This is a genomic window from Haemophilus sp. oral taxon 036 (assembly GCF_002998595.1).
GTDB lineage: Bacteria > Pseudomonadota > Gammaproteobacteria > Enterobacterales > Pasteurellaceae > Haemophilus > Haemophilus haemolyticus_K.
In genome coordinates this window covers 76,477-96,342 of record NZ_CP027235.1, presented here as the reverse complement: position 1 = coordinate 96,342, position 19,866 = coordinate 76,477, and the positions used below count along the sequence as shown (strand labels likewise).

General features: G+C 36.2%; 19 protein-coding genes. 11 read left to right on the top strand and 8 right to left on the bottom strand.

What is annotated here, in order from left to right; translation table 11 throughout:
- Positions 1-45: 45 nt before the first annotated feature.
- Positions 46-1,011 (bottom strand): tRNA 5-methoxyuridine(34)/uridine 5-oxyacetic acid(34) synthase CmoB, encoded by a 966-nt coding sequence (gene cmoB, locus C3V42_RS00495; RefSeq protein ID WP_106013273.1) that lies wholly within the window; start codon positions 1,009-1,011, stop codon positions 46-48.
- The gene (gene putP / locus C3V42_RS00490; RefSeq protein ID WP_106013272.1) at positions 1,008-2,522 is read right to left on the bottom strand and encodes a sodium/proline symporter PutP; all 1,515 of its coding nucleotides are present in this window, start codon (positions 2,520-2,522) and stop codon (positions 1,008-1,010) included. The genes cmoB and putP overlap by 4 nt, the downstream gene beginning before the upstream one ends.
- Before the next feature lie 115 nt (positions 2,523-2,637).
- On the opposite strand from putP, the gene rng reads away from it, so the two are divergent.
- Positions 2,638-4,113 (top strand): ribonuclease G, encoded by a 1,476-nt coding sequence (gene rng / locus C3V42_RS00485; protein ID WP_106013271.1) that lies wholly within the window; start codon positions 2,638-2,640, stop codon positions 4,111-4,113.
- A gap of 66 nt (positions 4,114-4,179) precedes the next feature.
- Here rng and C3V42_RS00480 read toward each other — a convergent pair whose 3' ends face one another.
- Positions 4,180-4,515, bottom strand: a complete 336-nt coding sequence (locus C3V42_RS00480; protein ID WP_106013270.1) for a hypothetical protein — start codon at positions 4,513-4,515, stop codon at positions 4,180-4,182.
- Positions 4,516-4,625: 110 nt separating this feature from the next.
- Here C3V42_RS00480 and C3V42_RS00475 point away from each other — a divergent pair, with 110 nt between their 5' ends.
- Both C3V42_RS00475 and C3V42_RS00470 read left to right on the top strand, forming a co-directional pair.
- Positions 4,626-5,171: a sigma-70 family RNA polymerase sigma factor gene (locus C3V42_RS00475; protein WP_106013269.1), complete on the top strand. Its 546-nt coding sequence runs from the start codon at positions 4,626-4,628 to the stop codon at positions 5,169-5,171.
- 9 nt (positions 5,172-5,180) lie between these two features.
- Positions 5,181-5,354, top strand: a complete 174-nt coding sequence (locus tag C3V42_RS00470) for a zf-HC2 domain-containing protein (protein ID WP_005636028.1) — start codon at positions 5,181-5,183, stop codon at positions 5,352-5,354.
- A gap of 101 nt (positions 5,355-5,455) precedes the next feature.
- Here the strand turns inward: C3V42_RS00470 and C3V42_RS00465 are convergent, their stop codons facing one another.
- Positions 5,456-6,319 (bottom strand): DMT family transporter, encoded by an 864-nt coding sequence (locus tag C3V42_RS00465; RefSeq protein WP_106013268.1) that lies wholly within the window; start codon positions 6,317-6,319, stop codon positions 5,456-5,458.
- 166 nt (positions 6,320-6,485) lie between these two features.
- On the opposite strand from C3V42_RS00465, the gene msrAB reads away from it, so the two are divergent.
- From msrAB to C3V42_RS00445, 4 genes are all read left to right on the top strand, one after another.
- A complete protein-coding gene (msrAB, locus tag C3V42_RS00460; protein WP_106013267.1) occupies positions 6,486-7,547 on the top strand; it encodes a bifunctional peptide-methionine (S)-S-oxide reductase MsrA/peptide-methionine (R)-S-oxide reductase MsrB in 1,062 nt (353 codons plus the stop codon).
- An 11-nt stretch (positions 7,548-7,558) separates the two neighbouring features.
- Positions 7,559-8,200: a cytochrome c biogenesis protein CcdA gene (locus C3V42_RS00455; RefSeq protein ID WP_106013266.1), complete on the top strand. Its 642-nt coding sequence runs from the start codon at positions 7,559-7,561 to the stop codon at positions 8,198-8,200.
- 42 nt (positions 8,201-8,242) lie between these two features.
- Positions 8,243-8,713 carry a redoxin family protein gene (locus C3V42_RS00450; RefSeq protein WP_106013265.1) on the top strand — a complete coding sequence of 157 codons (471 nt, stop codon included), beginning with the start codon at positions 8,243-8,245 and terminating at the stop codon, positions 8,711-8,713.
- A gap of 180 nt (positions 8,714-8,893) precedes the next feature.
- Entirely contained in the window at positions 8,894-9,811 is a 918-nt protein-coding gene (locus C3V42_RS00445) for a lysine exporter LysO family protein (RefSeq protein ID WP_106013264.1), read from the top strand.
- 235 nt (positions 9,812-10,046) lie between these two features.
- Here the strand turns inward: C3V42_RS00445 and argS are convergent, their stop codons facing one another.
- A complete protein-coding gene (argS, locus tag C3V42_RS00440) occupies positions 10,047-11,780 on the bottom strand; it encodes an arginine--tRNA ligase (RefSeq protein ID WP_106013263.1) in 1,734 nt (577 codons plus the stop codon).
- A 79-nt stretch (positions 11,781-11,859) separates the two neighbouring features.
- Here argS and C3V42_RS00435 point away from each other — a divergent pair, with 79 nt between their 5' ends.
- From C3V42_RS00435 to C3V42_RS00425, 3 genes are read left to right on the top strand one after another with little or no spacing between them, the layout of a single operon-like run.
- The gene (locus C3V42_RS00435) at positions 11,860-12,429 is read left to right on the top strand and encodes a VOC family protein (RefSeq protein WP_106013262.1); all 570 of its coding nucleotides are present in this window, start codon (positions 11,860-11,862) and stop codon (positions 12,427-12,429) included.
- Positions 12,430-12,432: 3 nt separating this feature from the next.
- Positions 12,433-12,735, top strand: a complete 303-nt coding sequence (locus C3V42_RS00430) for a hypothetical protein (RefSeq protein WP_048952582.1) — start codon at positions 12,433-12,435, stop codon at positions 12,733-12,735.
- Between the two features lie 33 nt (positions 12,736-12,768).
- On the top strand, positions 12,769-13,233 hold the full coding sequence (locus C3V42_RS00425) for a glycine zipper 2TM domain-containing protein (protein ID WP_048952581.1): 465 nt from the start codon (positions 12,769-12,771) through the stop codon (positions 13,231-13,233).
- 69 nt (positions 13,234-13,302) lie between these two features.
- On the opposite strand, the gene C3V42_RS00420 is transcribed toward C3V42_RS00425, so the two are convergent.
- A complete protein-coding gene (locus C3V42_RS00420; protein ID WP_106013261.1) occupies positions 13,303-15,069 on the bottom strand; it encodes an ABC transporter ATP-binding protein/permease in 1,767 nt (588 codons plus the stop codon).
- A gap of 64 nt (positions 15,070-15,133) precedes the next feature.
- Positions 15,134-17,335 carry a TonB-dependent siderophore receptor gene (locus C3V42_RS00415; protein WP_106013260.1) on the bottom strand — a complete coding sequence of 734 codons (2,202 nt, stop codon included), beginning with the start codon at positions 17,333-17,335 and terminating at the stop codon, positions 15,134-15,136.
- A 182-nt stretch (positions 17,336-17,517) separates the two neighbouring features.
- Here C3V42_RS00415 and truA point away from each other — a divergent pair, with 182 nt between their 5' ends.
- Complete coding sequence (gene truA / locus C3V42_RS00410; protein ID WP_065264752.1) at positions 17,518-18,315, top strand: tRNA pseudouridine(38-40) synthase TruA; 798 nt, start codon at positions 17,518-17,520, stop codon at positions 18,313-18,315.
- 55 nt (positions 18,316-18,370) lie between these two features.
- Here truA and dacB read toward each other — a convergent pair whose 3' ends face one another.
- Positions 18,371-19,810, bottom strand: a complete 1,440-nt coding sequence (dacB, locus tag C3V42_RS00405) for a serine-type D-Ala-D-Ala carboxypeptidase (protein ID WP_106013259.1) — start codon at positions 19,808-19,810, stop codon at positions 18,371-18,373.
- Positions 19,811-19,866 lie beyond the last annotated feature (56 nt).

The following is a 19,866-nucleotide window of genomic DNA, read 5'->3' as shown; positions in this document are numbered from 1 at the left end:
AGTTAAAAATAAGGGGGATAATATCCCCCTTTTTTGATTGAAAGCTTATTTGTTCGCTAAAATGACCGCTCTTTTCGGTGCTTGATAACCTTCAATCGTTTTACTGTGGTTATTTGGATCTAAAAAATCAATCAGGCTTTCATTTTCCAACCAATCAGTTTTACGCTGTTCTTCTAATGTGGTTGTCGCTACATCCACACAACGTACGTTGGTAAAGCCAACTTTTTCTAGCCAGTTAATTAGTGCGGCGACAGAGGGGATAAAATAAACGTTTTTCATTTTAGCATAGCGATCTGCCGGTACGAGTACAGTATTTACATCGCCATCCACCACTAACGTTTCTAATACCAATTCACCACCTTTTACTAATTGATTTTTCAACTGACTTAAATGATCTAATGGGGATTTACGATGATAGAGTACGCCCATTGAAAATACAGTATCGAATGCCGCTAATGGTTGCATTTGCTCAATACCAAGCGGGATAAGATTTGCTCGACGATCATTATTAAGCAGTTTGCGTACAGCTTCAAATTGGCAAAGGAAAAGTTCGGTAGGATCAATTCCTACGACCATTTTTGCGCCTTCGCCTATCATTCTCCACATATGATAACCGCTGCCACAACCCACATCTAAAATAGTGCGACCTTGCAGTGGAGCCAAATGAGGAAGAACACGATCCCATTTAAAATCTGAACGCCATTCACAATCAATATGAATGCCAAAAAGATGATAAGGCCCTTTTCGCCACGGCATTAATTGCTTTAAATGATGGATAATTCGTTGTTTTTCACCTTCTGAAAGGGGAGAAGTGCGGTCTGATTTCACCGCATTTTTGAGATCGATTTCATCAGCATGTAAATCAGGTAGGAAGTCAACAATTTTGCTCCATTTTGTATAATCGCCATGAGTTTGAGTTTCCCATTCTTTTAATTTGAGTGGTAAGGTTTCTAACCAGTCTGATAAATTTGTGGTCGCAATTTGTTGATAAAAAGGGCGAAAGTCGATCATTTTGCTTCCTTATAGGCCTTTTCTGCTTTGTCAAAGGTATCTAGAACATTTTGTTCCGGTTTGCTAGACAGCAATGAGATAACAATAATTGCAAGGCTACCGAAAGCAAAACCAGGGATCATTTCATATACTTTAAACCAATCGGTATCCGCTGGAACAACTTCTTTCCAAGCAAATACTGTCACTGCGCCTACCAGCATACCCGCCATTGCACCTGATGATGTCATTCGTTTCCAGAAAAGAGAGAAAAGCACCACTGGGCCAAATGCACTACCAAAACCAGCCCAAGCGAATTCGACAAGTTTTAATACTTTGCTGTTTTCATCTTGTGCGATCCAGATCGCAAGTGCGGCAATAACTAATACCATAATTCTTCCAAGCCATACGAGCTCTTTTTCAGATGCGTGAGGGCGAATGAAACCTTTGTAGAAATCTTCTGTGATTGAGCTAGAAGAAATTAACAATTGCGCACTTAATGTACTCATTACTGCAGCTAAAATAGCGGAAAGTAATATGCCCGCGATCCAAGGATTAAATAAAAGTTTAGCGAGTTCAATAAATACTTGCTCTGGTTCATTATTGACTGTGCCTGCAATGTTTGGATTGGCAAAGAAATAAGGAATCGCGAAGAAACCAATACCAATTGCACCACCTAAGCAAAGCACCATCCATGTCATACTAATGCGACGAGCTTTGATAAGTGATTTAACAGAATAAGCCGCCATAAAACGCGCTAAAATATGTGGCTGCCCAAAATACCCCAATCCCCAAGCGGCAAGGCTTAATAGACCAAGTGGCGTAGTGGCAGTAAATAAATCTGTAAAATCTTTATTGGCAGCCGCTTCAGCTTGCTCTAATACCGAGGAAAATTGAGCGGTATCGCCAATGCTTAATAACACAAAAATAGGCGTTAAAAGCAGCGCAAAAATCATAAGGGTTGCTTGAATGGTATCTGTCCAGCTTACTGCTAAAAAACCACCAATAAAAGTATAAAGAATGGTGGCTAATGCTCCGTACCAAAGTGCGGTGGAATATTCCACTGAAAATAAATTTTGGAATAATTTTGCACCTGCCACGACACCCGAAGCACAATAAATGGTAAAGAATACTAAAATAATCGTGGCAGAAACAATTTTTAATAATTTATGTGATGTGGCAAAGCGGTTGTGGAAATATTCTGGAAGAGTGAGGGCATTATTATTTAATTCAGTATAAACACGTAAACGACCAGCCACCAGAAGCCAGTTAAAATAAGCGCCAAGCGTTAAGCCGATAGCAATCCAGCCTTCAACTAAGCCTGATAAATATACCGCACCAGGTAAGCCCATTAAAAGCCAACCAGACATATCTGAAGCACCAGCTGACATTGCGGTGACAAAGCTGCCTAAACGACGTCCACCGAGAATGTAATCTGATAAATTATTCGTATAATAATAGGCAAGTACGCCAATCAGTAACATCCCGAAAATATAAATAGTAAAAGTAATAAGAGTTGGGTCGAATCCAAACATTTTATAAGTCCAAAATGGGGTAAAAATTTCAGAAAGGGTGCATTTTACCTTATTTCGGGCTATTATTCTATTTAGACTGAATATTTGATGAAATTTAAGAAATTAGGAATATAAAATGGATGCTGTAGAGTTATTGATGAACGTAACGCCTAACGAAACACGCATTGCGCTAGTAGAAACAGGAATGTTGCGCGAAGTGCATATTGAGCGCCAAGCCAAACGAGGAATTGTCGGAAATATTTATAAAGGTCGTGTGACTCGAGTGTTGCCCGGAATGCAATCAGCTTTTGTTGATATTGGTTTGGAAAAAGCGGCTTTTTTACACGCTGCTGACATTGTGTCCCACACAGAATGTGTAGATGAAAGTGAACAAAAGCAATTTAAAGTTAAGAGCATTTCAGAATTAGTACGAGAAGGGCAGGATATTGTTGTACAAGTGGTAAAAGATCCCCTTGGTACAAAGGGCGCACGTTTAACAACAGACATTACATTGCCATCACGTTATCTTGTTTTTATGCCAGAAAATAGCCACGTAGGTGTTTCACAACGCATTGAAAGCGAAGAAGAACGCGCCCGTTTAAAAGCATTAGTTGAGCCATTTTGTGATGAACTCGGTGGTTTTATTATTCGTACCGCCACAGAAGGGGCAAGCGAAGAAGAATTACGTCAAGACGCTGAATTTTTAAAACGCTTATGGCGTAAAGTCTTAGAGCGTAAATCTAAATATCCAACCAAATCAAAAATTTACGGCGAGCCAGCCCTTCCACAACGTATTTTGCGTGATTTTATCGGCACAAACTTAGAAAAAATTCGTATCGACTCTAAACTTTGCTTTGGCGAAGTGAAAGAATTTACCGATGAATTTATGCCTGAATTAAGCGATAAACTTGTTCTTTATTCTGGCAATCAACCTATCTTTGATGTGTATGGGGTTGAAAGTGCGATCCAAACAGCCTTAGATAAACGCGTTAATCTCAAATCGGGCGGCTATTTAATTATTGAGCAAACAGAAGCGATGACTACTATTGATATTAATACCGGCGCATTTGTGGGGCATCGTAATCTAGAAGAAACCATCTTCAATACTAATATTGAAGCGACAAAAGCTATCGCACAGCAATTACAACTACGTAATCTGGGTGGCATAATCATTATTGATTTTATTGATATGCAAACAGATGAACACCGCAATCGAGTACTAGAATCTTTATGTGATGCGCTTTCTAAAGATCGTGTGAAAACCAATGTGAATGGCTTTACGCAATTAGGTCTTGTGGAAATGACTCGTAAAAGAACCCGAGAAAGCCTTGAGCATGTGCTATGTGATGAATGTCCAACTTGCCATGGCCGCGGTCGGGTGAAAACGGTCGAGACAGTTTGCTACGAAATTATGCGTGAAATTATTCGGGTTTATCACTTATTCAGTAGTGAACAATTTGTTGTTTATGCCTCGCCAGCGGTTTCCGAATATCTTATTAATGAAGAATCTCACGGTTTGCTGCCAGAAGTGGAAATGTTTATTGGCAAACGAGTAAAAGTAAAAACAGAACAGTTTTATAACCAAGAACAGTTTGATGTGGTGGTGATGTAAACTCCGATTTAACAAAGTGCGGTGAAAAATTTTTGAGATTTTCACCGCACTTTTACAGACAATTTTTTACATTTTTTCTTTTGTCATTTTCATTTTTTTATTTGATTTCATCTTTTTATCAGATTTCATTTTCATATCAGATTTCATTTTCATATCAGATTTCATTTTCATATCAGATTTCATGCCCATTTCATCAGACTTCATCATATTGTCAGATTTCATCATGTGGCCAGAGTGCATTTTCATATCATCTGATTTCATCATTTTTTTCATTGGGGTATTCATCATTGGTTCTGATTTCATTGGCATGGCATCAGATTTCATTTCTTCTGCATAAACGGTTGTCGCACCAAATAACATAGCCATACCTAAGATTGCGCTTTTCAATGTAATATTTTTCATTTTAAATTTCCTTGTTTGAGTGGTAAAAATAGTAGTGAAAGAAATTCTTTCTTTCATGTTATTAGACGAAACACTTTTTCATTTCTTACAAAAATTTTAAAGGAATTAAAATGAATGCCATTTCTGATACGGAACTCCAACAAATTCGCACGCAGATGCTGAAATTTGCAACATTACAGTTGCACCATGCTGACCTTGCTGAGGATTTAGTACAAGAAGCATTTTTAAGTGCATTTAACAATCTCGCGAATTTTAAACATCAGTCTGCTTTTAAAACTTGGGTTTTTGCCATTCTAAAAAATAAAATTATTGATTACCTTCGTCAGAAAGGACGCTTTGTATTAGAAAGTGAAATTGAAGATGAACAGTCAACTAATACATTTTTTGATGATACAGGCCATTGGAAAATAGAATATTATCCGAGCGAATTACAGGGTGAGGAGGAAACGGTGTATTCTGATGAGTTTTGGTTGATTTTCGAAACTTGCCTTACTTGTTTACCTGCTAAACATGCCAAAATTTTTATGATGAGAGAGTTTTTAGAATTGTCATCGGATGAAATTTGTCAAGAAACTCAGCTTACCACCTCCAACTTGCATACTACACTTTATCGGGCTCGTTTGCAGTTGCAAAATTGTCTATCAAAAAAACTTTAGGAGAAAATTATGCGTTGTATTCAAGCCACTCGAATAATTTCTGATTCTCATGAGCGACCATTAGAACTGCAAGAAAAAATGGGTTTAAAAATGCATTTGTTAACTTGCCCTCATTGCCGTCGTTTTCAACGAAATTGCAAAACGTTAAGTATGATGATGAAGAAATTTAAAGATTCACATTAGGAATTTTGACAGCGTGAAAAACACCGTTACTTTTCATCGCACTTTATTGAGCCAGCTATAACCTAATCGCACTAAATTTAATATTCTTATAAATAAAGTGTTTATTTTTTCATTTTTGCCAATAAACTTACTGCTCCCACAATTACAACTGCGCCGAACCAAAAATAGAGGTTAGGCGTATGATGCCAAAAGAGCCAGTCAAAAACGCTAGAGAAAATGACACCAGTGAAAGCAAAAGGGGTAATAACGTTGGCTGGCGCATATCTGAAAGCGCGAGTGAGCAATAATTGGAAAATCAATCCAAATCCGCCCACCAATAGCAATAAACCAAGCTCGTATAAATTAGGGATTTTCCATTGGTTAATAAAGAAGATTGGTAGTATGAGTGTGCCAATCAGATGAAAATAAAATACGATATTTTTTGGTGTGTTGTATTTGTTTAGTTCTTGTAAGCCAATAAATGCCATTCCTGCCAATACAGCACCAGATAATCCAATCAGCACATAAATAGGATCAACATTGCCATTGTGATTGGTGAGTAAAATAATGGAAACGCCAAGAAAACCGATTAAGCTACACAAAAGTACATTAAGCGGTGTTTTTTGATGGAAAAATAGCAATAAAATCGGGATAAATAGGGCCGAGGTATTCATCAATAAGACAGCGATGGAAAGCGGTAAGAACTTTACGACATAAAAGTTAATCAACATGCTCGATACACCCGCGGCATTCCGCAGGATTAAAAATTTCCATTGACGGGTATCTATTTTAAAATCGCGATCTTTAATTACAAAAGGCAGTAAGAAAAGCAAGCCGATTAAAAACCGTGAAAATAAGGTTTCACTTGCGGGGATTGTTTGAGATGCAGTTTTGACAAATACATTCATCAAGGTAATGGAAAAGTACGCTGATACCATAAAACTAATCGCTTTGTGATAAAGCGAAGGAGTGGAATGTGATTGCATATAGATTTTTTTGCCTTAGAAAATAGCGTGTTTTAACGCTTTATTATTGGTTATAACAATGGATTTTAGTCAATTTCTTTAAAAATTTTACAAAAATCTGTAAGAAATCGAATTATCCGCCGTCTAACCTTATGTAACGTTAATTTTCACATCATAAGGAAAAACAATGAAACTATCAAAAACATTTCTATTTATTACCGCACTTTGCTGTGCAACACCAACTTTAGCAATACAAAATTCAACATCATCATCTGGAGAACAAAAAATGGCAATGGAAAATACGCAAAATATTCGTGAAATTTATCTTGCTGGTGGCTGTTTCTGGGGTATGGAAGCATATATGGAGCGTATTCACGGCGTGAAAGATGCGATTTCTGGCTATGCCAATGGTAATACGGAGAAAACCAGTTATCAGATGATTGGGGTAACCGATCACGCAGAAACGGTAAAAGTCACTTACGATGCAAACCAAATTTCGTTAGATAAATTGCTTAAATATTATTTTAAAGTGATTGATCCAACCAGTGTAAATAAACAAGGTAACGACCGTGGCAGACAATATCGCACAGGGATTTATTATCAAGATGGGGCAGATAAAGCGGTGATCGAACAAGCTCTCGCCCAGCTTCAAACCAAATATAAAAAACCAGTACAAATTGAGGTGCAACCGCTTAAAAATTACATCGTAGCAGAAGAATATCATCAAGATTATTTGAAGAAAAATCCAAATGGCTACTGCCATATTGATATTACCAAAGCTGATGAACCCGTAATTGACGAGAAAGATTATCCGAAACCGAGTGATGCAGAACTCAAAGCGAAATTGACACCGTTGCAATATTCCGTCACTCAAAATAAACATACTGAACGCTCTTTTAGTAATGAATATTGGGATAATTTCCAACCGGGTATTTATGTTGATGTCACCACAGGCGAGCCTGTTTTTTCTTCAAATGATAAATTTGAATCGGGTTGTGGCTGGCCGAGTTTTACGAAACCAATAGCAAAAGAGGTAGTGCATTATCAAACAGATAATAGTTTTAATATGCAACGTACCGAAGTATTAAGCCGTGCGGGAAATGCCCATCTAGGACACGTTTTTGACGACGGTCCGAAAGATAAAGGTGGTTTGCGTTATTGCATTAACAGTGCATCAATTAAATTTATTCCGTTAGCCGAAATGGAAAAGGCAGGATACGGATATTTGATTCAATCCATTAAAAAATAAGGAGATGCAAGATGTTAGATCAACAACTCCTTATTGGAACGGTATTTTTAGCGGGGCTTGCTTCTTTTCTTTCGCCTTGTATTTTCCCGATTATCCCAATTTATTTTGGTATTTTGAGTAAAGGCGGTAAAAAAGTCTTAAATACTTTTTTATTTATTTTAGGGCTTTCCCTTACATTTGTAAGTCTAGGTTTTAGTTTTGGCTTTTTAGGGAATATTTTATTTAGTAACACCACTCGCATTATTGCTGGCGTTATCGTGATTATTTTGGGTATTCATCAACTTGGCATTTTCAAAATTGGTTTGTTGGAACGTACGAAATTGGTGGAAATCAAAACATCAGGAAAATCAACCGCACTTGAGGCATTTGTGCTTGGTTTAACGTTTAGTCTTGGTTGGACACCTTGTATTGGCCCAATTCTGGCTTCTGTGTTAGCGTTATCGGGCGATGAAGGCTCTGCACTTTACGGTGCATCAATGATGTTCGTTTATGTTTTAGGCTTGGCAACGCCTTTTGTACTGTTTTCGTTCTTCTCTGACAGCTTGCTAAAACGTGCTAGAGGGTTAAATAAACACTTAGACAAATTTAAAATCGGTGGCGGAATTTTAATTATCGTGATGGGCATTTTATTGATTACGAATAATTTTTCGTAAGGCATAACCTCAACAAAAGAAATCTATAAAAGGAAAAAAGCAATGAAAAAACTACTATCAATATTTCTAATGGCATTCAGCCTAAACGCTTTTGCACGAACTAATTTGGCGGATGTGCAACTCAAAGATTTAAACAATCAGCCAGTTACTTTAAGCCAATATAAAGGTAAACCTGTGTATGTAAAAATGTGGGCATCTTGGTGTCCGATTTGTTTGGCAGGATTAGCTGAAATTGATGATTTAAGTGCGGAAAAAGATCGTGGATTTGAAGTAATAACCATTGTTTCGCCAAGTCATAAAGGTGAAAAATCACCTGCTGATTTTATTGAATGGTACAAAGGGCTAGAATATAAAAATATTAAAGTCTTGCTAGATGAAAGTGGCGAAATCATTGATCGTGTTCATGTTCGAGGTTATCCGTTTAATCTATTTTTAGATGTTGATTTAAATGTGAAGAAAACTGTGCCAGGACATTTAGGACGGGAGCAAATAATTAAGTTTATTGAGAAATAAAATCAAGCGGCTGGTAATTAAAATTTAACCAGCCGCTTTTTTATTTCTGGCATAACGTAGATATTTTTTCATTGGGTATTTGGTAGATTGATAAAAAGTATATATTATAAATAGTGTTTAGATATTGAAATGGTCTTTACTTTTACAGACGAGATAAAAGTAATATTTGTTAAGGATACAATGGAAGAAATAATTAATGGACTACTCATCGTGCTTGTGCCGATGGCATTGGGTTACTTGGTCAAAATACATAACCAAAATGCGTTGGCATTCATTAATAAAATTGTGATGTTATTGCTTTACGTCATTTTATTTATGATGGGGTTTATGCTTGGGCAGCTAGAGCATTTAGAACAAAAATTGCCAATTATTGGAATGACCGCTTTAGGGCTATCCGTTATCATTCTGACTTGTAATATCCTAGGTTTGGCTATTTATGACCGCACTTTGCCTAAGCCTGTTAATTATTTACAGGGAGAATTGCCATCTCGTTGGCATTCGTTAATGGACTCAATTAAATTATTAAGTGCGGTAATTATTGGCATCGTTTTAGGTTGGTTGTGCAATGATTGGTTGCATTTCCCACATGGTTCCAATCTTTACGTGCTTATTGCGTTGATCTTTTTTGTCGGGATTCAGCTTCGTAATAACGGCATTTCCTTGAAAGAAGTCTTATTAAATAAGCAAGGTTTAATAATGGGGGCAATTTTTACCCTAAGTTCTTTAATTGGTGGTGTTATTTCAGCATTTTTTCTAAGTATGCCAATTACTCAAGGTTTAGCTTTTTCATCAGGATTTGGTTGGTATTCTTTATCAAGCGTCGTGCTGACAAATGCTTGGGGACCAATGCAGGGGAGTATTGCCTTTTTCAATGATTTATCGCGTGAAATATTGAGCTTATTTTTGATTCCATTGTTTATGCAACATTATCGCTCTACAGCTATTGGGATTACAGGCGCAACCGCATTAGATTGTACATTGCCTATTATTCAAAAATCAGGCGGAATTGAAGTAACGCCTATCGCCATTTCTTTTGGTATGGTGACAAATTTATTACCACCGTTGTTATTAGTCTTTTTCTCGAGTTTTCCTATTTAAAAGCTTAAAAAACTTGATTTTGATAAAAAAACCGTGACCAACTTCACAAATCTGAAAATATGTATTTGCATAACTGATCGGATTTCTTTATTCTGAAACCACTAAAAACAAGTGCTATCTTAAATAGCCGACATCTATTTTGCTTTCCGAGTAGTGCCCCATTGGGGCACTTTTTTTATTCTGTAAATAAGCATAAAAAATCCCCTTCGTAAGAAAGGGATTTTAAGTATCTAAATTACATTTTTTCTACGGTTTTGATACCGAGCAACTCCAAACCTTGTTTTAAGGTTTTTTCTGTTAATAATGCCAATTTCAAACGACTTAATTTTACGGACTCATCTTCAGCATTTAAAATTGGGCAATGTTCATAGAATGACGAGAATATGCCTGCTAGTTCGTATAAATAAGCACAAAGTACATGCGGTGTGCCTTCTTTTCCAACAGTTTGTACCGCTTCTTCAAATTGTAGAAGTTTAATTGCAAGCGCTCTTTCCTTATCATCTTCAAGCGTTAAAGGTGCTGCTAAAAGTGCGGTCGAATTTATATCTGTTTTATTAAAGATCGAACGAATTCGGGTATAAGCATATTGCATATAAGGTGCAGTGTTACCTTCAAAGCTTAACATGTTATCCCAATCAAAAACGTAATCAGTAGTACGGTTTTTGGAGAGATCCGCATATTTCACCGCACCAATACCGACAGCCTCAATCACTGCTTCTTTTTCATCATTAGATAAATTTGTATTTTTTTCATTAATTAATACAGTGGCGCGTTCAATCGCTTCATCTAATAGATCGGCTAATTTCACCGTGCCACCGGTACGGGTTTTAAATGGCTTTCCATCTTTACCAAGCATCATCCCAAAGTTTTTATGCTCTAAAGAGAAACTGTCTGGTACATAACCTGCTTTACGAGTAATTAACCAAGCTTGTTGCATATGTTGGCTTTGGCGAGTATCTGAAAAAACAAGTGCGCGGTCAGCTTTTAATGTTTCATAACGATATTTCGCTGCAGCAATATCTGTTGTAGTGTAAAGGAAACCGCCGTCTTTTTTCTGAACAATTACGCCCATGGGGTCGCCTTCTTTATTTTTAAATTCATCCAAATAAACAACCAATGCACCATCATCTTCTACAGCTAAGCCTTGTTTTTTAAGATCTTCTACGATGCTTGGTAACATAGGATTATAAAGACTTTCGCCCATCACATCTTTTTCGGTTAAAGTCACATTTAAGCGATCATAGTTGTGTTGATTTTGTTGCATGGTGATGTCAACTAAACGTTTCCACATCGCTCGGCAATATTCATCACCGCCTTGTAATTTCACAACATAATTACGCGCTTTTTCAGCGAAAACTTCATCTTCATCGTAGTGTTTTTTGGCTTCGCGATAAAAGGCCTCAAGATCTTGCAATTCCATTTCACTCGCATGCTCGTTTTGCATTTTTTCAAGATAAGCAATAAGCATTCCGAATTGCGTTCCCCAGTCACCAACATGGTTTGCGCGGATGACATTGTGACCTAAAAATTCTAGAGTTCTCACAACTGCATCACCGATGATAGTAGAACGTAAGTGACCTACGTGCATTTCTTTTGCTACGTTTGGAGATGAATAATCAATCACAACAGTTTGCTTATCCGTAGCTTGAATGCCTAAATTCTTTTGAGAAAGCGCAGCTGAAACTTCAGTTGTTAGCCAAGTTTGATTTAAGAAAATATTAATAAAGCCTGGTCCTGCGATTTCTAATTTTTCTGCAATATCAGATAGTTGAGCATTATCTAAAACTTTTTGAGCAAATTCTCGTGGATTTAAACCTAATTTTTTTGCCGCAGCCATAATGCCATTGGCTTGATAATCGCCAAATTGTGGTTTTCCTGATTGACGAACAAGCGCATCGCAAGATTGATCTGCTCCAGCAAGAATCATAGCTTGTTTGATTTTGTCGGATAAAATAGATTGAATATTCACGTTTTTTCCTATGTTCAAATTGAATAATGAAAATAATCGGCTATGATACCGTTCTTTATGAGTTTCTCAAAGGGACAAAATGACAAATTTACAGGAAAAATCACCCGCACTTTTTTCTGATTTGACGGAATTTGAAAAAAAAATTCAACAATTAGCTCAAATGATGTCAATCGATTTTTCAAATTATGAAATCGATCACCTTGCCGTGCGTGTAAATAATGAACAAAATGCAAAAAACTGGCTGACACTTTTATTGAAATACGGTAGAATTTTATCTGATAACATTGTCAACGGACGTAAGATTTATCTAATTCAGTTAGAAAAAGCAGTGAAGTTCGCTAATCAGTTCGTTGATGTTATTGAACTACCGTTCCCTAAAAATAAGCAGTATCTTGTAGAAGGTTGGGAGCATATTGAGGTCGTAATGCCATTTTTACCGAATGAATCGATAAATGAATGGGTACAGCGTATTAATATGCGTTTTTTATGGAGCGAATTAACTCAATTAACCATTAAAGTGAGCGAGCCTAAAGTGGATGGCGAGAGATTGCCTAATCCATCTATTGCAGTAAGTTTTGTTGATAAGACATCAAATCATACTTGTATTAAGGTTCATCCTTATTCTATTAAGAAAATACTCGAGGTTTAGCAAATGAAAAAATTCTCTTTAGCATTAGTTGTATTAGCTGGTTTAGGTTTATCTGCGTGTTCATCTCAAACTGCGCCAGTTGGTGAAAATGCCTATAAAGGTAATATTGTATTTAGTCAACCACAAGGTGAAAACTTACAGTTAACTATTCGTAAAAATGATTGTTCAGGTAATCAACAAGAAGGTGAACAGGTAGTTATTACTCGTAAGTATGATTCTTCTTTAGTTGTTGGTGCATGTGTTATTGTTTCTGGTGATGAAAAAGCAACAAATGTTTCAACATTATCACCTAGAAACCCACTTTAATTTCTTTTAACCCTTTAATAAGGTATATAGCATATGAAAAAAATGACAGCAACATTAGCACTTTTAGTTGCTTTCTCTGTGACTGGCTGTGCTAATACAGATGTTTTCAGTGGTGATGTTTATACAGCATCTCAAGCAAAAGAAGCGCGTTCAATTACCTATGGAACAATTGTTTCTGTCAGACCAGTTAAAATCCAGGCCGAAAACCAAGGTATTGTTGGTGGTATCGGTGGAGGTGCTTTAGGTGGTATAGCAGGTAATGCAATTGGTGGAGGCCGTGGACAGGCTATTGCAACAGTAATTGGAGCGTTAGCTGGTGCTGTAGGTGGCAGTAAAATTGAAGAAAAAATGAGCCAAGTAAATGGTGCTGAATTAGTGATTAAGAAAGACGATGGTCAAGAGATTGTCGTTGTTCAAAAGGCTGATTCGAGTTTTGTTGCTGGAAAACGGGTTAGAATTGTCGGTGGCGGTTCTGATCTTAACGTTTCAGTGCTATAAATTAAATTTTAATAAAAAGCGAATGTTTGGTTCGCTTTTTTATTATCTAAAATATGTTAAAACAAACGATTATTCACATAATAAACATATATCTAATTTCAATTGTTTATTGTGGAATTGTTGAAGTGTACTTCTATGGCCTATACTTAAAATAATCATTTCAGGTAAATGATATCGAATTTTTCGATAGAGCAAATACTCAGTTGTTTCATCTAATGCAGATGTTGTTTCATCTAAAAATACAACATCGGGTTTAGTGAGTAAAATACGAATAAAGGCAACACGTTGTAATTCTCCGGGAGATAAAATAACTTGCCAGTCATTTATATGATCAAGGGCGTGGATATATTTACCTAAGGCACAATCTTCCATTGTTTGAATTAGATCTGGATGGTTGGGATTGATATTAGGATAACAAATTGCTTCCCGTAAAGTGCCTTGTGGCATGTAAGGACGTTGTGGTAAGAATAAACTTCCAGAGCAAGGATGTTCTGCAATACCAATCGTTTCAAAAGGATAAATTCCCGCAATTGCTTTTAATAATGAAGTTTTCCCTGTGCCTGATGCGCCCTGAATTAATAGTGCATCTCCATTAACTAAATTAATATTTAAATTATTAAGTAATACACGACCTTTTTCATCTTTAATCCCAAAGTCTTTTAATGCGACACGATGAGAACATAGAAATGGTTGATAAAACTCTTGATTATCTAAATCATCCATTTTTTTCATAAAACCATATAAACGGTTTAAACGAGCCTGATAGAGTGTAAATTGCTCATAAAATAATCTAAAAAATGAAAGGGCTGTCATCAACCGGTTAAAAGCCTGTACAGTTTGATGCATATCACCAAGTTTAATTTGTCCAGCAAAGAAACGTGGTGCTTGTAACATTAATGGTAAGAGTTTTGCTACTCGAGTAACTCCAGAATTAAATCCATCCAATCCAAGCATTTTTAATACAATAGACCAACGATTATGAATTATTTGAGTAAATTTATGTTGTAAGAATAGTTGTTCCTTTTTTTCACCATGATAAAAAGCAATGCTTTCTGCATTATCACGTACACGGATTAAAGAGTAACGATAATCCCCATTGAGTTTTTCTTTATTAAAATTTAGTTTAATTAGCGGTTTACCTATCCAGACTGACATTAAAGTTGCAAAGATAATAAAGGAATAAATAAAGAATACGACACCTTTCTCAATATTTAAACTAAATAGACTTAATACACCAGATAGTGACCATAGGATAATAGTAAATTCTATCGTTGTAAGAATAGAATTAATCATTCCACGCACAATTTGTACGGTACTAGTAATAAATTCACGAGCATCTTGTTCAATACGTTGATCAATATTATCGGGTAAATCTTGTTCGTATTTTAAACGATAGTATTTTTTATTATTTAGCCAACGTTGAATCAATGATGAGTTTAAACTTTCAAGCCATCGAATTTCAAATACCTGACGGAAGAAGTAATCACTAATCGAGTGAATGACTTGAACAAGTACAAGAAGAGCATTAAGTTTAGCAAAGAACCAGAATTTTTCTATATTCATTTCTTGCATTGAGCTATATAATCCATTGTAAAAAAATGAATTAAGCACGCTAAATCTTACTTCTAGCAATATCATTATAAAGAGCACTAACAACATTAAAATAAGTTTAATGCTGGTTTTTTTACTAATCGATGGTGACACGATACACCAGAATTTTTTGCCGAAAGTAGTTTGTTTTAAGGCTAAGATTGTTGCGCTAAAGCATAATATCACCCAAAAAAGTGCGGTTAAAATCCAGTTTAAACTATTATTAAGTTCGGTTTGCCAGTTCATTGATTTCCTATAAAAAATGAAAATCCCCTATTCCTATATAGAGATAGGGGATATATTTTATGAATTAAAAGCTGAATTTTGCGCTTAATACAACTTCACGCGGTGAACCTATAGATAAGTGTTCCATTGTGGCTGTGGTATGAGAGACAAAATAACGTTTATTAGTAAGGTTTTTGCCTGTTAAACGTAAATTAAGATCTTGCTTGCCAAGTTTTACGTCATAAGAAATAAAGGCATTATAAAGCGTAGCAGATGGTATTTTGAACCAAGTCGCTTGACCATTATTGATATAGTTAAATCCCCAACTTCCTTGATATTCAGCACCAGCACCCGTACGCCAATGACCACCTAAGAAGTGACCCCAATCGTAGATTAATGTTAATCCTGCAAGATGTCTTGGTGTACTATCAAAATCAGTACCTATATTTTGTGGTTCAGCATCATCACGCAATACTTTTGTTTTAGTATAAGTATAATTGGCTGAAATTGTTAGTTTGTCAGTTAGCTTGCCATTAATATCAATTTCGATACCTTGAGAACGATCTTTGCCTGCAATTTTAATAACATTTTCATTTGTAGCAGGATCTTTATAGCGTTTTGCGGTGTTATCTTTAATTATATGGAATAAAGCTAGGTTAGCACTTAACCATTCATTATTGTATTTGGTTCCAATTTCAAATTGACGACTTGTTTCAAGTTTGATTTTTTCACCTTTGTAATCCCAGCTACGAGAGGGATTAGGTTTAGCTGACGTACCTACATTTCCATAAATAGACCAGTCAGGTGTAATTAAGTGAACTAAACCTAATTGTGGTAAAAGGGCAAAACCACTGTCATTATTACGGAATTTTTGATTTTCGCGTCCTTGTCCTGATTTTATTTGATGCCATTGTGCCCGAACACCACCAGAAACAATCCATTTGTCACCCAAATAGATTGCATCCTGCACGACTAAACCAAGAGTTTTATATTGTTCTAACATATCGCTAGTTCGTACATCTGTTTTTGACGATGCCTGCCCATTAATCACCTGTGTTGAATTATATTCTGGGGTATCAATAGACATTGTATGTGTTCCGCTACGGCGTAAATCGCCAATCGTTAACTGATATTTTTGTAGTTCAACAGCTGTACGTAATTGGTGAGTAACGGAAGGGGATTGTTCTATAATCCCAATAGCAGATAAATTCAAACTATTATTTACTGCATCGGACGGATTTGTACTGTCAATTCGTCGTGTTACCTTTCCGGTTTTGGCATCATATTTTGTAATACGAGCTTGCCAATCAGAATAATGATTTTTTGCATATCCATAATCTGTTTTCAGAGTCCAATTCGGGTTTAATTTATGTTCAGCATTAAATTGAATGGTATGAGAGTAACCTGTTGTTACATTGATTGGATCATCTAATCTTCTTTCTAATGGAATATCAACAGGTTTGCCATAATTTGGGTTATGGTTAAGCCCAACTTTTTTATTTGTATCAATGAAAATACCGCGATCAAAATCACCTTTATAATCTTGATATTCATAAGACAAGGTTAATTTTGTTGAATCATTTTTCCAGGATAGAGATGGTGCAATGATTGTTTCTTTATTTTCCCCAAAATTACGCCAAGAATGTTTTTTCTTGTGATCAGCAACGATGCGATAAGCGAATCCAGTACCAGTAATGGGGCCAGTAACATCAATGCCAAAATTACGGCTATAATTTGAACCGTAACTTGTATCTAACGTTGTTTTATGCCCTTCATTGGAAGGCTTTTTAGTTACAACGTTAATTACGCCGCCGGGATTTTGCATGCCATATAATACTGAAGCGGGGCCTTTTAGTACTTCAACTCGTTCTACGTTAGCATTAAAGTTACGTGCTAGTGGACTTGCAAGCCCGTTACGCATAATAGAACCATCACGATTTCCACCGTAGCCACGGCGTTTTACTGTATCAAGTGTACCTGCTAAATTATTACCTTGACTTAAACCACTAATTCCTTTTACTGCGTCTTCTAAAGTACTTGGTTGTTTATCTTGTAATTGTTCTTGTGTCACAATATCAATACTATAAGGTGTATCAATAATTGATGAATTTACGCCTGTAATTTCAGTGCGTTCAGCCTTATAGCCTTTTTCATTAACAAGTTTTGTAATGACTTCAATACCTTCTAATGTGTGTTCATTAGTTGAATATTCTTTTGCATTTACATTAGCTACAAACGAAACTCCGGCAAAAAGTGCGGTGTAAATTAGGCTTAATTTAAATTTCATAAAATGCTTCCGTAGATTAGATATAGGTAAAAAGAGGCGCGAGTATATCTAAAAGGTTAATTTATATCAATGGTAATTATTATTATTTAATGAAAAAATATGTTCATTCTTACATAATGAAATTTGCGTACCTTATAAAGTTGCGTTACCATAATTTCACTCTATCAAAAATAAGGCATAAGATGAAAATCGCATTAGGTATTGAATATCAAGGCACAAATTATTATGGCTGGCAACGTCAAGAAAATGTGCGTAGCATACAAGAACAACTTGAAAACGCGCTTTCCATTATTGCTAATGAAAAAATTGAAATTTTTTGTGCCGGGAGAACTGACTCAGGGGTGAGCGGAACAGGGCAAGTCGTACATTTTGAAACTAGTGCGGTACGCCCTGATAAAGCATGGACATTCGGGACAAATGCGAATTTACCTGATGATATTGCGGTTACTTGGGCAAAAAAAGTTGATGATGAATTTCATGCGCGTTTTTCAGCAATGGCTCGTCGATATCGCTATATTCTTTATTGTAATAAATTACGGTCTGCTATTTTACACGGAGGAATTACTCACTGTTATTTAGATCTTGATGCAGAAAAAATGCATCAAGCTGGTCAGTATTTATTAGGCGAGCATGATTTTTCCTCTTTTCGTGCCGCACAATGTCAATCAAACACGCCGTGGCGTAATGTTCATCACTTATCAGTTACTCGGATTGGGCAATATATTATTGTGGATATTCAAGCCAATGCTTTTGTGCATCATATGGTCCGTAATATTGTTGGGAGTTTGATTGAAGTTGGTGCAGGTAAAGAATCAATTGAATGGATGAAATGGTTACTAGAGCAAAAAAATCGTCAGCTTGCGGCACCAACTGCAAAACCTGATGGACTATATTTAGTCGATGTAATTTATCCTGAAAAATTTGGTCTTCCTAAAAGCCATTTAGGGCCATTATTTTTAGGTAATGAGTATGTTAAGTAATTAAAAAAACACCGCACTTTGGATGGTAAAGTACGGTGTTTTTTAGAAGGTTTTATCAATATTTATAGATTTCGTTGTATAAGCCACTCTCAAATTGAACTAATGGTGCTCGTTTGGTTTTGCTTTCCAAATCGCCTGTTGAGTAGCCATTAATAAATTGTACAAAGGCTACTTTTTCCCCTCGAGCATTTGTCATAAAGCCGGCTAGGTTATAAACCCCTTTCAAAGAACCGGTTTTAGCAATAACATTTTTTACTAATGGTGGGCTAATTAATCCACCTCGCCCACTGATCGTGCCATCTACACCTGCGATTGGAAAAGTTTCCATTAAATGCAATTTATCTTCGTTTTTAGCGATGTACTCTAAAACGGATAGCATCGTTTTAGGTGCTACAAGATTATGGCGAGACAGACCAGATCCATCGGCTAAGATACTGTTACCAAAACGAATTCCCTGTTTTTGCAAGATGGATTTAATCGCTAATGTGCCTAATTGAAAGGATGCAGGGCGTTTATAGTAATTGAATGCCACCGCTCGGAATAATGAATCGGCAATTTGGTTATCCGATTTTTTCATCATTTTTTTCAATAAATCTGGTAATGGTTTGGATAAATGTTTCGCTAATAGCTGACCTTGTTGTGGTTTTTGTGGCAGCATGACTTTGCCATTAAACTCAATACCTAATTGTCTTAATTGGCGTTGAATAATCGCGGCAGCATAAGCATCCGTATCTTGCACAGCAAAGCTTAAGCCAAAAGGTTTAGATTGACGGGCTAAACATCCTTTTACTTGATAGCGATTATTGTCATGTACAACAACATCAAGCTGACAATAAGGCGCTTCATTGCTATCCGCTACATAGACTTGTCCGAACACTTGAATTGGAAATTGTGCAGGCACATTGATTTTTACTGTTTCACCGGGATTTTGATTGGCATCTAGTTCCGCATAGAAACAGTTGTTATCAATATTCGCAGCAGATGGGGGAGAGTTGAAACACATGGTCAGATCGTTCCAAATCCAACCTAATCCTCGGTCGTGACTCGAAAAAACAGATGTATCTAATACTAAATCGCCATTAATTTTTTTGATACCTTGTTTTTTTAATTCTGCAAGTAAGGTATAAAGTTGGCCACTTGTGAGATCTGGATCGCCTGTGAAACGCACGATTAAGTGACCCTCTAAATTCCCATTTTGAATTTTCCCATTACTCAAAAGCGCGGTCTCAAATTGGAATTGATCACCTAATGCAAGTTTAGCGGCAACAGCTGTAAAAACTTTTTGTGTACTTGCAGGAAGCATAAAGGTTGAGCCATTATAATCCGAGATAATTTGGTTTTGATTTATATTTTTTGCGATAAAACCTACGCTAGAGCCTTCAGGCAATTGTTGTGTCAAGTCTGAAACATTAATATTTGCGAAGGTTGGAAGGCTAAAGCTTATGGAAAGTAAAAAGGATCCAAGTGCGGTGGAAATTGAAGATAATTTTTTCATATTAGGTTTGTTATGGTTGCTATTTTTTTTTAGACGAACAATAATAAGCCCCGAAT

Coding starts and splice junctions, on each gene's coding strand:
- cmoB (WP_106013273.1), bottom strand. CDS start 1,011: ATGATCGACTTTCGCCCTTTTTATCAACAAATTGCGACCACAAATTTA.
- putP (WP_106013272.1), bottom strand. CDS start 2,522: ATGTTTGGATTCGACCCAACTCTTATTACTTTTACTATTTATATTTTC.
- rng (WP_106013271.1), top strand. CDS start 2,638: ATGGATGCTGTAGAGTTATTGATGAACGTAACGCCTAACGAAACACGC.
- C3V42_RS00480 (WP_106013270.1), bottom strand. CDS start 4,515: ATGAAAAATATTACATTGAAAAGCGCAATCTTAGGTATGGCTATGTTA.
- C3V42_RS00475 (WP_106013269.1), top strand. CDS start 4,626: ATGAATGCCATTTCTGATACGGAACTCCAACAAATTCGCACGCAGATG.
- C3V42_RS00470 (WP_005636028.1), top strand. CDS start 5,181: ATGCGTTGTATTCAAGCCACTCGAATAATTTCTGATTCTCATGAGCGA.
- C3V42_RS00465 (WP_106013268.1), bottom strand. CDS start 6,319: ATGCAATCACATTCCACTCCTTCGCTTTATCACAAAGCGATTAGTTTT.
- msrAB (WP_106013267.1), top strand. CDS start 6,486: ATGAAACTATCAAAAACATTTCTATTTATTACCGCACTTTGCTGTGCA.
- C3V42_RS00455 (WP_106013266.1), top strand. CDS start 7,559: ATGTTAGATCAACAACTCCTTATTGGAACGGTATTTTTAGCGGGGCTT.
- C3V42_RS00450 (WP_106013265.1), top strand. CDS start 8,243: ATGAAAAAACTACTATCAATATTTCTAATGGCATTCAGCCTAAACGCT.
- C3V42_RS00445 (WP_106013264.1), top strand. CDS start 8,894: ATGGAAGAAATAATTAATGGACTACTCATCGTGCTTGTGCCGATGGCA.
- C3V42_RS00435 (WP_106013262.1), top strand. CDS start 11,860: ATGACAAATTTACAGGAAAAATCACCCGCACTTTTTTCTGATTTGACG.
- C3V42_RS00430 (WP_048952582.1), top strand. CDS start 12,433: ATGAAAAAATTCTCTTTAGCATTAGTTGTATTAGCTGGTTTAGGTTTA.
- C3V42_RS00425 (WP_048952581.1), top strand. CDS start 12,769: ATGAAAAAAATGACAGCAACATTAGCACTTTTAGTTGCTTTCTCTGTG.
- C3V42_RS00420 (WP_106013261.1), bottom strand. CDS start 15,069: ATGAACTGGCAAACCGAACTTAATAATAGTTTAAACTGGATTTTAACC.
- C3V42_RS00415 (WP_106013260.1), bottom strand. CDS start 17,335: ATGAAATTTAAATTAAGCCTAATTTACACCGCACTTTTTGCCGGAGTT.
- truA (WP_065264752.1), top strand. CDS start 17,518: ATGAAAATCGCATTAGGTATTGAATATCAAGGCACAAATTATTATGGC.
- dacB (WP_106013259.1), bottom strand. CDS start 19,810: ATGAAAAAATTATCTTCAATTTCCACCGCACTTGGATCCTTTTTACTT.